Below are 12,686 nucleotides of genomic sequence, written 5' to 3'. Positions count from 1 at the left end.
TCGAAGACAACATGAAAAAGAAATTATTATATCTATTTATACTAGGGGCCTCTCTAGGATTGAGCTCCTGTGGAAAGGGTTTTCTCGATATTACACAGATTGATAAGTTGACAGGAAATAATTACTGGACAAGACAGGCCGATGTGGATCAGTATATGGGGGGAATTTATTCCACCTTTCGGGAAGCAACGATGACGAACATCTTTTTTCCGGCATCGGGTGATTTGCGTTGTGCACCAACGAACCGAACAAGTGCGACCAGTGGATCAGAAAGGGATTATATCGATTATCTTAAATATAACGATCTGAACGGTCTGATGGCGCGGCAAGGGGAGTTCTCCTATTTTGGCTTTCCAAAAATAACACAATGGAATAGCTTCTACAAGATGGTGCAGAATGCGAATATTATGATCTATCAACTCGAAAACAAAGACATGCCATTCCTCAATGAAAGCATGAAAAAATCGTATAAAGCAGAAGCCATTTTCTTAAGATCGTTAGCTTACTTTTTCATGGTGCGTTTATATGGTGATATTCCTTACTATACGGATATAAATACCAATCCATTGCCTAGGACAAATATGTTCACTGTACTAAAGAGCCTCTCTTCCGATTTAGATGCAACTTATGGAGATTTGCCTTGGACCTATGATGATCCTTCCATTGTTGCTGTTAAAGCTATGCGGGGAGCTGCAATCGCACTGAACATGCATATCAATATGTGGATCGCAGGATTAGGTACCGAAGATAAGACCGTTGTCTATCAGAAAGTAGCCGATTTGGGGAAAGAATTAATGGAAGAAAATGGTGGCGCTTATGCGCTGTTAGACCTTAGTAGAACAAAGGAAATTTTTAAAGGACGCACAAAAGAAGGCTTATTTGAAATTGTGCAGAACTTCAACTATGGCGAAAGTTTTCACTTATCAGCATCTTATTCAGATTATGTCCTCCACGCACCAAATAAAGTGACAACCAAATCCTATATCTTTTACGATCCAAAATTTATGGAAAATATGTATCCACCATCGGCGGACGATCAACGAAAGGTATATTGGTTTGATAAAGACATCTATGCAACAAATGGCGATTTTCAATGCCTAAAATTTTCGAACGTGTTTATGGAAGAGGGCGAAGATAATAATCCCGACGATAACCAGATGGTTTTTCGCTATGCCGACCCCATTTTATTGCGGGCTGAGGCATTGGCTGAATTGGGAAAAGATGAAGAAGCAAGAACTGTTGTCAACGTCATCCGTACGCGGGCCAAAGCTGCTCCAATACGAGATGGTGGGGAGGATCTGAAAGATGCGATCTGGTGGGAACGTGTCAGAGAACTCTTGGGCGAGGGTAATTTCTACTATGATTTGGTTCGAACAAAAAAGGTTATCAATTCCGAATATACCCAAGTGCCTATGTCAGTAGCTGCCTTCAATGCAGGTGGTTGGACGTGGCCAATCGACAAAGCTGCGCTGAACAATAATCCTTATATGCAATTAAATAATTATTGGAACTAAAAGAATAGATCATGAAAAAGATTTGGAAATATACTTTTTTAGTCTTGATGGCAGTTTCACTGTTCTCGGCTTGCAAAAAAGAAGATTATATCGATACAGGAGTTTATGAAGCAAAGTTTAATGGTACGATTTGGAATTACCTGGAATCGAGACCAGATTTGTTTGATACATTGATGGTAGCATTGAAAGTTGCTAAGCTGGATGATGTCCTCAAAAATGATGAAGTTACTTTTTTTGCTCCGCCTGATCCCTGCATTTTAAAGTCTGTATGGTTGCTGAATCAGACGTTATTCCGTTCAGGCCAAGACTCCATAACCAAACTGGAGCAGATTAGGCCCGAAGTCTGGCGAAAATACCTGTCCAGATACATTTTTAAAGGCAAGAGCGTTGCCAAAGATTATCGCCAGATCGATACGTTAAACCTGGCCGCTTTCTCGGGTGGGGTATACAAAAACATCGCCGGTGAAGATATGAATATTGGTGTACTTTATAATGATGTGGTCAGTAAGAATGAAAGTTCTGGAGGAACTCAGGTCATTAAATATGCTGGGTATCGCCAACTGTATTTAAACTTTCCGTATACCGTGAGTGTGCCGGAGGAATTGAAGGATTTTTTGGTCCCCTATATTACCGCACCGATAGCCACATCGGATATTCAACCCACCAATGGTGTGTTACATGTACTGAAATTTTCGAAACATTCATTCGGCTTTCAGAGCTATAATTTTGCAAATGAGGCTTTTTTATTGGGAGTACTACCGAAATAACGATATGATATGAAAAGAAATTTAATAACCAAAATACTTGTCCTGATAATCGTAGTAATTACCTTGGCTGCGTGTAGCAAGGATATTGTAACCGGAGCCGATCCCTATGCTGGAGGCAAAGAATCGCTGGGCATTGGATTTTATATTAATTACCCAGATCCGGGAACTGCCAAACCTGGCGAATTAGTAGACTTTTATGTAAAAGGTCTGAAAGGAAAATTGGATCAGATCAATTTTTTTGTAAATAATACTGCTGTCGAAATTGTATCGGCTAAAGACTCTTTAATCACGATTAAAGTACCGCCACAGATTACATCAGGAGATGCCAAGGTGGTGGTCGGTGAAGAAGTTTTCTATGGCCCACGCCTCGAAATAGAAGGTAACACCTCCGTAGATGAAAATTATGGAATGGTGAACGGATTTAGAGGTGCTGTATACGATATTTTACCAAATGCAGGTGGCTTTATTGTGGCTGGATCCTTTTCCAATTTTGAAAATGAGTCAAATTATGAGAATGTTGCAGCGGATAAAAGAGTGTATCGAAATGGAGTCCACTTTATTGACGCGAATGGCAAATCTAACAATAATATGAATTTTCGCCAAGGTACATTTGGAGGAGGTTATATTAGAAGCATAGCAAAAACAAATGATGGTAAATTTATTTTTGCCGGTTCTTTGGGGAGTTTTGCAATGCGATCAGTAGGTAATATTGTCCGCGTCAATAACGATGGAAAAATCGATTCTATGATCGTGGAAGTAATCAATACAGGCAACGATCCTAAAAATTCATTGGACACGGTATCCGCATTTAATGGCGGCGTAAATAGCACAATTATTAGAACGTTTGCCACAAGCGACAATAAAGTGATTGCTGTAGGGAACTTTACTTCGCATTTTAAAATTGATTATAACTATTCTTCTCGCGACACGCGCAGATATATTCTCTCGGCTGCAAAAGGGGTCATTCGTATGAAGGAAGACGGTTCTCTAGACTCCACATTTGCATTGAACAACGCAGGCGCGAACGCACAGATTTTCGATGCAGCGATGATTGATAATGAACGTATTGTTATCGTGGGAGCTTTTACCACCTATAATGGTAAAGTCGCCAACGGTATTGCTTGCATCAAAGCAGACGGTTCTTTGGACGAGACCTTTTCCCTAAAAGGAAACATCACCAGACTATTTGCCCTGAATTATAACAGTAGTCTGAAAAAATTGGCTGTTTCAGGCATATTCACCGGCGCTGGAGCTTCAGGAAAAGTCAATAATGTCGCCCTGATGAATACAGATGGTACCGTTGATGATACTTTTATCTTGCGTGATTTAGGTACGGGTGTTCCGAATTATGCTCAAATTCTAAATAATGGACAGGTGTTGATCGACGGAACACAAAATAGTTATGCGGGTATTCCCAGATCCAATTTATTGATTTTGGAAAAAAATGGTGAACTCCTACAAAAATATAACTCATTGGGACCCTTTGTCGGTTCAGTATCCAAGGTTGTCGAGACCAAATCTTCTTTAGGAGAACCGGCATTGCTGGTGGGAGGAAGCATACTCCAGTTTGGACAGAAAACATACGGAAACTTCTTTCGCCTGGAAATTAAGAACTAACCCAATAAATGAAACTGGTTATGATTAAGTATTTAAGAACTTTTAAACATATATCTTTAGCACTTGGCGTCTTCGTGTTGTGCGCAGCATGTAACAAAGATTTCCCCAACTTGCTTCAAAATTTCAACGAGGCAAAAGATAGTCCCGAGAGCCGCGATAAAGTACTATTGGTGATTGTTGACGGACTTTCAGGTCCTGCGATGCAAAGCATTGCACCCGCAAATATCGACTTGATGGCGCGTAATGGTTTGGTTACCTATGGTAGTCTGGCCGATCCAACAACTGATTTTGAAGTAACCAATCAATCGGTTACTGCCGCATTGCTGACGGGGGTTAATAGTGCTAAAAATAAAGTGGTCGGTACAGATTTAAGCCCGATCGATTTGAATAAATATCCAACGATTTTTACAAAACTGAAAGAAGATGCCATAAGCCGTAAATCGAGCCTTTTTACTTCTGATATAAAGTATGGTAACACACTGGGTAAAGATGCTGAAGTAAAGATAGAAAGCAATGATGGGACAGTAGTCAGCGCGGCAAAGATAGCGTTGTCAACAACCGAATCCGATCTAAATGTAGTTCATTTAACTGAAGTTGATCAAGCGGGAAAATCGTCAGGTTATACTGCTGATGATACAAAATATGTAGCTGCGGTTAATGTATTGGACAAACAAGTTCAGTCCTTGTGGGAAGCGATCAAAAAGAGAACCAGCTTCAGTACAGAAAACTGGATCGTGATTGTGACCTCAGCTCAGGGCGGAGAGTCTACCGATCCTGTGGTCGACTTTACACCGTATGGTGACCATAAACGAGATACCTATACGCTTTTTTATTCACCAAAGTTTGCCCGAAAAGTTATTCCGAGGCCCAATGCTAAAGATATCCCTTTTGTTGCTAATGCAACGCGGTATACCTACGCCAGCAACAATCAGGTTGTTGGGAAACTTGCGGATGCGAATAAATTCAACATGGGTACCGGAAGCGATTGGACGATGACCCTCTTTTTGAAATATAATGTAGCAAATTCCAATTACTATTACCCGATATTTTTTGCTAAACGTGCTCAAGGTTTTACGGGGGCTGGCTGGAATTTCTTTTTGGAAGGAAATTACTGGGGGTTTAATAGTTCAATTGCAGGACAAACATTTGGCCCAAGTATCAATGACGGAGAGTGGCATGCACTGACAGCGGTCATTAAAAGAAGCGGTAGCCAGGATTCCGTGTACGTCTATACCGATGGAACAAATGCGACAGCTTCAGGAAAGATCTCTCAAGCTGGGGCCAATGGCAATAACCTCGATAATACAAGTCCTTTGACCTTAGGCTTCAATCCAGGGGATGGAAATACAGACTGTAATATTTCGATCTGTAATGTACAGATTTATAATCGTGCGTTTTCTGCAGAAGAGGTAAAGCGTTATGGCGGTGTAACAAATATTGATGAAACTTCTCCATTTTGGAATAATCTGCAAGGATATTGGCCAGGCTATGACGATGTCAACACGTCCATACTGACTGAAAAAACAGGTAAGGGAGCGGGCAACTTTAGATTGACAGGTCCGGTTGCTTGGACAAGCTTCAATGAATTGGTGCCGTTTTTTCAACCGCCAATTGCGGAATCGTTTTACCGTTTAGTACCTAATGCCGTAGATGTTCCGTTTATGATTTACCAATGGTTGGGCGTATCAGTAGAATCGTCATGGAATTTGGACGGCAAGAGCTGGACACCAAATTATACACAGATTAGAAAATAACCAAATTTTAACCTAATGAGAAAGAGATATTTAGTTTTTGGATTATTGGTCGGGTTGATGGCTTTTGCCTCGTCCTGCAGTAAATATGGTATGGAGTTTCCAGACGGTTATCAATCTGGTGATTCTACAGAAACTCCCTTGTTGACGGATACGACCATGGGCAAAGCAGATAAAAGCTTGTACCATAGAGCTAGGATATATCCCGGATTGGTTGGGGAAAATGTGGCGCGCATTAAGGATACCACAATTGCTATGGTTATGAACCGGAAGTATGTATCGTCCTTTGAATATAAAGTGAGCGTCACACCAGCGCCAATTTACACGACCGGCTTGTATGCACCTGCAGGCGAAGTTATTCGGATCACTGTACCTGCAGGTAGTATTGGCATGACGGTGCAGATTGGCGTGCATACAGATAATATAACGGGTAAAGATGCGCCGCGTAGAGATCCTATTCTGTACACGAGAAAGGAATTATTTCCTGGAACAAACTATATTAAGAACCTTTATGGTGGAACCATATGGATTATTAATCAGAAAGCAAGCACATCTCCTGTCACTATTAAAGTAGCGGGTGCTGTCAAGTCCACAGACTTTATTTTAGGAAAGTCTACCGTGGCGGATTGGAAAAAGCAGGTCCTGTCTCAGGATGTCCCTTGGATGGATCTTATCGGAGAGCGTGTTGCCTTTTCCGTTCCGCGTTCATTGGTTGTCAAATTCATCCAGTCCGGCAAAATGGATCAGGTGGATGAGGCTTTACGCCTGTGGGATGATACCTATGTCAAAGATTATTACCAGTGGATGGGACTGTCCGCAGATGCGGCCGACCCAAAGAATCGCTATCCAGAATTTTGGGAAAGAGGTGTGATGGATATTCATCCCTCCTTAGGATATGCCCATAGCGGTAATCCGTGGGTGATGCAAGAAGATGAATATTGGCTAGATGAATTGACCAATCCGAATACAATCAGGAAAGGAACTTCATGGGGATCATATCATGAGGTCGGACACAATTACCAAGCGAGCTGGGCCTGGAGCTGGTCTGATTTGGGGGAGACGACAAATAACTTGTTCATATTTAATGCTGCACGAAATCGGAGCATTACCTCTCGGATCGATTTCCATCCTGCTTTGAAGACATCGATTCCCGCGGCTTTAAAATTTGCAGCACTGACTTCTGCAAAGAACTTTTCTAATTTTCCAGTAGAATTGGGTATTGATGCCGACGATCCTTTTGCGCGACTAACGCCATTCCTTCAGATTTTCGATAAGACAACAGGTAAAAACGGCGAGTCTGGCTGGAATTTCTTTCCATATATATATAGTAAAGCACGGAATGAAAATTTTTCCAGTTCATTGGATCAAGGAAAACGGGATTACTTTTATCGCCAGCTATGTAATTTTACCGGGAAAGATTTTAATCGTTTTTTTATTGCATGGGGCATACCGGTAAGTAGTTCAGCCAAACGTGAAATGCGGGAGAAGTATCCGCCGATGGACCGTGCGATCTGGGAATACAACCCATTGACTTTTGCTGGTGGAGACGGTGTATTACAGCCCCGTTATTTCTTGCCAAGTGGCCTTTTCGAATTTACGGCCAATGTTGCTACAGCAACTAACGAAAGCACGGGTAAGTTTAATGCTATGACGGATGGTGATCCAAACACCTATTGGCATACATGTTATTCAGGTTGCAGTATACCGACTAACCTTCCCGTAGAGCTTACCATGAATATGAAGGAAGTGAATGTGTTTAAAGGATTCTATTATAAAAATAGAGCGAATGCGACCTTCGCGACTAAGGTTAAAGTTTTAATCAGTAAGGATAATAAAAACTGGACCGATATGGGCCAATTTGCACTGGCGAGTAGTTCCCAAACAACGGCGCAAAATGCTGCGATGAAAGAGTTTACTTTTTCGAATCTCGTGGAGGCCCAATATGTGAAATTTGTATTCCCGGATCCAAATACCGGTGGTGCAGTTCACGTTGCGATTGCTGAGTTAGGGGTATTTTACGATATATAAACTGATGTTATGAAAAGATTATTCAATATAAAGAAAGTCTTAGTTCTTGTCCTGAGTGCGGCTTTTTTACTTGTTGGCTGTACAAAATATGCCAACCCGCCTGCAGTGTATGAAGAATATGAGCAAAATTTGCAACAACCCGTCAAACGTAAGGTGCTTTTTATCTCTATTGATGGACTGGTGGGGCAAGAGTTGAAGAAGAGTTTACCAACTAATATCTCAGAATTACTGAAGACAAGTAAGTACACGTTCAATGCTTTGGCCGATGAGAATACCAGCAACGCTTCTTCCTGGATGACGATGATGAGTGGGGTGACATACGCAAACCATCATATTACCGATGAGTCTTACATTCCAAGACCAAACGAGGACGATCCCCATGCAAATGTTGCTGGTTATCCGTCTATGTTGTATCGTATAGCAACAGTAGCTCCTTCGATGAAGACAACTGTCGTGTCGCGATCAGTTACCTTGAATGATAAACTGCTTGTGAGTGCAAATGAAACTTATAATGGCGCAACGGATGAGGACGTAAAGACTAAGGTATTGGACTTGTTGAATACGAAAAATAGCGATTTTATGATCATACAATTTACGTCTTTATTGGAAGCTGGAGAAAAAGGCGGCTTCACACGAAGCAATAGTGATTATGAGAACGCCCTAAAAAAAGTCGACGGCTATATCGGCGAAATAACCAAAGCATTGACTGCACGTAAAAATTATCCCAATGAAGATTGGTTGATAATCTTAACATCAAATCATGGCGGAATTGGAAATTCTTACGGAGGGAGCACCTTACAAGAGCGAAATACCTTTGCTCTATTTCAAAATAAAAGCTTTAAAGGTGCGGAGTTGACGGGCAAACCAATGAGTTACGTGCGAATGTGGGGTTATGATGGTACTGGAAATAAACCACTGGGTGTAAGGGCTGTTAGTGATAATTTGGGGAATTCAAGCGATTATGATTTGGCAACCACAAAAGAATTAACGATTTCTTCGCGTTTTCGGTTTAATTTGAACAACACCATTATTTCATCGACCTATCAGCCCAATACTTATAACTATTGGTATTCAGGTATCTTCGGTAAAGATTCGAATACGTCGTTGGGTACTCCGGGATGGATGTATTATACCTGGGGAAATGATTTACAAGTGAAGATCAGTGACGGTGTGAAGGAGGCTACTTGCCAAACGGCAAAAGTAAATGGTGAGTGGTATACGATGACCACTGTTATCAAAGTCATTGGAAATGATCAGGTTAATATTAAGATCTACAACAATGGTACATTGGCGCAAGAAACGAACACTTCGGGAATGAACGTTGCCAATATTAAGACTAATGATCCTTTGATCTTTGGGTATCGTCCAAGTATATCTTATGATCTAGTCGATTTTGATATTTCAAATGTGTCGATCTTTAATAAAGCATTTACTCAAGATGAAATCCGTAATTCTTTATGTTCTTCAGAGGAGTTGACAAATTCAGCTTTCGCTGATAACCTAAAAGGTTATTGGAAAATGTCACCAGCTGAGGGCGGTTCGATTAAGAATGAGGTATCAGGCAAAAGTGCCATGGGGCTTAGTGGAAATTTTCAATCCAGAATAACCTCCGAAGTGGTGCCTTGTGATTTAGGCGAAAATGCTGTGTTTATTCAAGCAGCAGACTTTTTTCCGCAAATATTTTATTGGTTGGAAGTGCGGACATTAAAAGATTGGAAATTAGAAGGACAGGTATTTTTAAATAAATATGAAGTGGAATTTCTCTTGCCAAAACAATAAAAATAGATTTTAAACTAAGCTCCATCGACGTGGTGGAATAATCGTTATTTAAAGATGAAAAGGAATTTTAAAATGAGCTGGGCATTTAATGTCATTTTAGGAGCTTTTTTGCTGAGCGTGGGGAGTTGTAAAGAAGAAGAGCTTGTATTTCCTCCGAAAGGGGATCAGGAAGCCATTGTCACCGAGACACGGCCTACGGCAAAACCAACAAATTTGACCTATGTTTCAGCCTTTAATCAAAATATAGAAGTACATTGGCCTGCTTTATCAGATCGAGTTATAAAAGCTCAGGTCAGCTATAAAGATGGGACTTCAGATAAAGTATTGGATGTGACGAAGTTTAATGAGCCTACTATTATTCACTTGAGTGAGTTGAAAAGCTATGACTTCTCCTTGCAGTATTTCACTTCGGACGGTACGGGGTCTAAGATTACCAAAACCTCGTTAAGTCCAAGGGCGTATGAGGTAGATTATAAAATAGAAAATGTTACAGTTCAATCAATTCCAGGTGGGGTCACATTTATCTTTCCCACTACATCACAGCGTGAACTTCCGGGGAAATTGTCATATAGTGTTGCTGGCAAACCTTTTGAGGTAGACTTGAAGGGAAATAATGTAGATACGGTAACAGTGTCAAATCTGACGGACGAGACTCAAAAGATAGATTTCTCATTGAAATTCCAAGATGATCAATGGAAGAGAATAGCGACAGCACAGCCCAAAATGGCTCCAGGTTTGCTGACCTACAAGTTGATTCTTCCTACAGTTGTGCCATATATGGAAGGTACCAATCTTGTTTTGACTTGGGAAAATGAAACTAGAGATCCAGTAACGGTCAATGTGCAGTATGAATTAAATGGGGTAAAAAAGACGGCTGTAATAGAAAAGAGTACAGATGTGAAGGGTAAACTATCGTTTGACGTGCAAGGTAAGGCTACTGAAATAGCCTATACCATGGAAACAGAGGGAATAGCTTCTCCTGTGCAGAAAACTCAAGTAAATCCATTAGGATTGCTAAGTAAAACGATGTGGTCAGCAGAGACTTCTTCAATAGAGACACAGGAAGGCGCTGCAAATGGTAAACCTCAGAGCCTTATTGATGGTGATATTACTACCTTTTGGCATTCGACTTGGTCTTCGGGCAATAATCCGGTATTTCCACATTGGTTTATCGTGGATATGTCAAAGATAGAGGTTTTTGGCCGTTTTGGTATGATTCGTCGCCATAACAATACAACAGGAGGGTTTAAAACTTTCAACATTGAGGTATCGTTGGATAAGATCAACTGGAAGATAGTGGGGAAAGATTTGACATTCAACTCGGCTGATAGTCCAGCTGCATGGCAAGACTACAGTCTAACTCCTGTTAAAGCACGGTACATTCGAATTACGATGACAGCGCCTATGAATAGTGCAACATCTACTCACTTAGCTGAATTTAGAGCATACGCTTATTAAAAGACTTCGTTCGTTTCAGGAAAAAATCGAATAGGTTGAGATAGATTGGATAAGAAAGATGTGCGATCTTGAATTTCCCCAGAGAGTGAGTAACTTTTTGGGGATTTTTTTGTTTCAAGCAGCTCGGCTCGTTTTCGACCTAGATTAGCCTTGATTCGATTGTAAATATCTTGAGCGCATCTCGATTGCGTGCCTGAATCGGATTCGGTGTGGAGCTAATACAAAGATAACAACGTTACCACCTTCTTATTCCTTAGTGTGGTTTTTGTTTACCTATAGCTTAGCCTTAAGTTAGGTTTAGTATAGCTTGTACCTATACTAAACCTAAACTAACCCTAACTAAACCCTAACTAAACCCTAAACTAACCCATGATATGATGCAGGTTTAAATGCCCTCCATTGGCCGCCCGATACGACCATGTTTGCGGCCGTTTACGTCCAGCTCGGCGCTGCCTGCTGCATGCAATTTGGGCAAGATACCGGTCATGAGCCCCGGCAGTGTGCCTTTCCACATACTTCGTCCTCTCCAGTCATTCCGTCAAAGCGCAGCTGCCGGCCGCCCGCCTCCCCGCGCGCAGAACCTTTCACCGGCCAACTGTACCTGCAATTCCGCTCTGGGAGGGCCGTTTCGAAAAAGAATCTCCCATCTTTCCAGGCAGTTATGCCCAAAATGAAATAAATAAGAACAAAAGGCTTGGAAGTTTGTTCCTAAACTTCCTATCTTTGCACCACTCCGCAAGGGAGGAACGGTTGCTTCGAGAGAAGAAACCCTGAAAAAAGAAGGGTTTAACGCGAGTTAAACGCAGAAATCGAAAAAAGAGGAAAGAAAAAAAACTTTAAAAAGTTTTTGGAAGTTCAGAAAAGATTTCTACCTTTGCAGTCCCAACGGAAACGGAGGGAAAACAAAAAAAGATAAAGAGGGCGCAATGCCATCGGAATATAGCGGATACGGAAGTTGAAGCGCAGAAAGTTCTTTAAGAAAACACAATCATGTAAGCGTGACGAGTAGGCAGACGAAAGTCGAAAGTCATGAACAAATTCAAGAATTGTTCAATTCGGTCCAAGATCAGAGATATAAAAAAAGAATTCTGATTATTTATAAATAGTTGGAATCAAAAACTTCATTTTACAATGGAGAGTTTGATCCTGGCTCAGGATGAACGCTAGCGGCAGGCCTAATACATGCAAGTCGGACGGGATCCGTTGGTAGCTTGCTACCAATGGTGAGAGTGGCGCACGGGTGCGTAACGCGTGAGCAACCTACCTCTATCAGGGGGATAGCCTCTCGAAAGAGAGATTAACACCGCATAACATCAACAGTTCGCATGTTCGGTTGATTAAATATTTATAGGATAGAGATGGGCTCGCGTGACATTAGCTAGTTGGTAGGGTAACGGCTTACCAAGGCGACGATGTCTAGGGGCTCTGAGAGGAGAATCCCCCACACTGGTACTGAGACACGGACCAGACTCCTACGGGAGGCAGCAGTAAGGAATATTGGTCAATGGGCGGAAGCCTGAACCAGCCATGCCGCGTGCAGGATGACTGCCCTATGGGTTGTAAACTGCTTTTGTCCAGGAATAACCCCAGATACGTGTATCTGGCTGAATGTACTGGAAGAATAAGGATCGGCTAACTCCGTGCCAGCAGCCGCGGTAATACGGAGGATCCGAGCGTTATCCGGATTTATTGGGTTTAAAGGGTGCGTAGGCGGCCTATTAAGTCAGGGGTGAAATACGGTGGCTCAACCATCGCAGTGCCTTTGATACTGA

Annotated in this window: 8 protein-coding genes and 1 rRNA gene; 8 read left to right on the top strand and 1 reads right to left on the bottom strand. The window is 41.6% G+C overall.

Features of this window, described 5'->3' with window-relative positions:
* The first annotated feature begins 11 nt into the window (after nucleotides 1-11).
* The 7 genes from J2X77_RS02420 to J2X77_RS02390 are packed head-to-tail and all read left to right on the top strand — an operon-like array spanning nucleotide 12 to nucleotide 10,914.
* Entirely contained in the window at nucleotides 12-1,514 is a 1,503-nt protein-coding gene (locus tag J2X77_RS02420) for a RagB/SusD family nutrient uptake outer membrane protein (RefSeq protein WP_209579435.1), read from the top strand.
* 11 nt (nucleotides 1,515-1,525) lie between these two features.
* Nucleotides 1,526-2,281, top strand: a complete 756-nt coding sequence (locus tag J2X77_RS02415) for a hypothetical protein (RefSeq protein WP_209579436.1) — start codon at nucleotides 1,526-1,528, stop codon at nucleotides 2,279-2,281.
* A gap of 9 nt (nucleotides 2,282-2,290) precedes the next feature.
* On the top strand, nucleotides 2,291-3,898 hold the full coding sequence (locus J2X77_RS02410; protein ID WP_209579437.1) for a DUF5008 domain-containing protein: 1,608 nt from the start codon (nucleotides 2,291-2,293) through the stop codon (nucleotides 3,896-3,898).
* 20 nt (nucleotides 3,899-3,918) lie between these two features.
* Nucleotides 3,919-5,652, top strand: coding sequence for a LamG-like jellyroll fold domain-containing protein (locus tag J2X77_RS02405; protein ID WP_209579438.1), 1,734 nt, complete (start codon nucleotides 3,919-3,921; stop codon nucleotides 5,650-5,652).
* Nucleotides 5,653-5,667: 15 nt separating this feature from the next.
* Nucleotides 5,668-7,677 carry a M60 family metallopeptidase gene (locus tag J2X77_RS02400; protein ID WP_293938557.1) on the top strand — a complete coding sequence of 670 codons (2,010 nt, stop codon included), beginning with the start codon at nucleotides 5,668-5,670 and terminating at the stop codon, nucleotides 7,675-7,677.
* A 9-nt stretch (nucleotides 7,678-7,686) separates the two neighbouring features.
* Nucleotides 7,687-9,456 (top strand): alkaline phosphatase family protein, encoded by a 1,770-nt coding sequence (locus tag J2X77_RS02395; RefSeq protein WP_293938555.1) that lies wholly within the window; start codon nucleotides 7,687-7,689, stop codon nucleotides 9,454-9,456.
* A gap of 54 nt (nucleotides 9,457-9,510) precedes the next feature.
* Nucleotides 9,511-10,914, top strand: coding sequence for a discoidin domain-containing protein (locus J2X77_RS02390; RefSeq protein ID WP_209579441.1), 1,404 nt, complete (start codon nucleotides 9,511-9,513; stop codon nucleotides 10,912-10,914).
* A gap of 483 nt (nucleotides 10,915-11,397) precedes the next feature.
* On the opposite strand, the gene J2X77_RS02385 is transcribed toward J2X77_RS02390, so the two are convergent.
* On the bottom strand, nucleotides 11,398-11,583 hold the full coding sequence (locus tag J2X77_RS02385) for a hypothetical protein (RefSeq protein ID WP_310078815.1): 186 nt from the start codon (nucleotides 11,581-11,583) through the stop codon (nucleotides 11,398-11,400).
* 459 nt (nucleotides 11,584-12,042) lie between these two features.
* On the opposite strand from J2X77_RS02385, the gene J2X77_RS02380 reads away from it, so the two are divergent.
* Nucleotides 12,043-12,686, top strand: a 16S ribosomal RNA gene (locus J2X77_RS02380); the annotation flags it as partial.

The sequence above is a fragment of the Sphingobacterium sp. 2149 genome (genome assembly GCF_031455655.1).
Taxonomy (GTDB): Bacteria; Bacteroidota; Bacteroidia; order Sphingobacteriales; family Sphingobacteriaceae; genus Sphingobacterium.
This window is presented reverse-complemented; position numbering and strand designations above follow the sequence as displayed.

Coding starts and splice junctions, on each gene's coding strand:
- J2X77_RS02395 (WP_293938555.1), top strand. CDS start 7,687: ATGAAAAGATTATTCAATATAAAGAAAGTCTTAGTTCTTGTCCTGAGT.
- J2X77_RS02390 (WP_209579441.1), top strand. CDS start 9,511: ATGAAAAGGAATTTTAAAATGAGCTGGGCATTTAATGTCATTTTAGGA.
- J2X77_RS02405 (WP_209579438.1), top strand. CDS start 3,919: ATGATTAAGTATTTAAGAACTTTTAAACATATATCTTTAGCACTTGGC.
- J2X77_RS02420 (WP_209579435.1), top strand. CDS start 12: ATGAAAAAGAAATTATTATATCTATTTATACTAGGGGCCTCTCTAGGA.
- J2X77_RS02410 (WP_209579437.1), top strand. CDS start 2,291: ATGAAAAGAAATTTAATAACCAAAATACTTGTCCTGATAATCGTAGTA.
- J2X77_RS02415 (WP_209579436.1), top strand. CDS start 1,526: ATGAAAAAGATTTGGAAATATACTTTTTTAGTCTTGATGGCAGTTTCA.
- J2X77_RS02400 (WP_293938557.1), top strand. CDS start 5,668: ATGAGAAAGAGATATTTAGTTTTTGGATTATTGGTCGGGTTGATGGCT.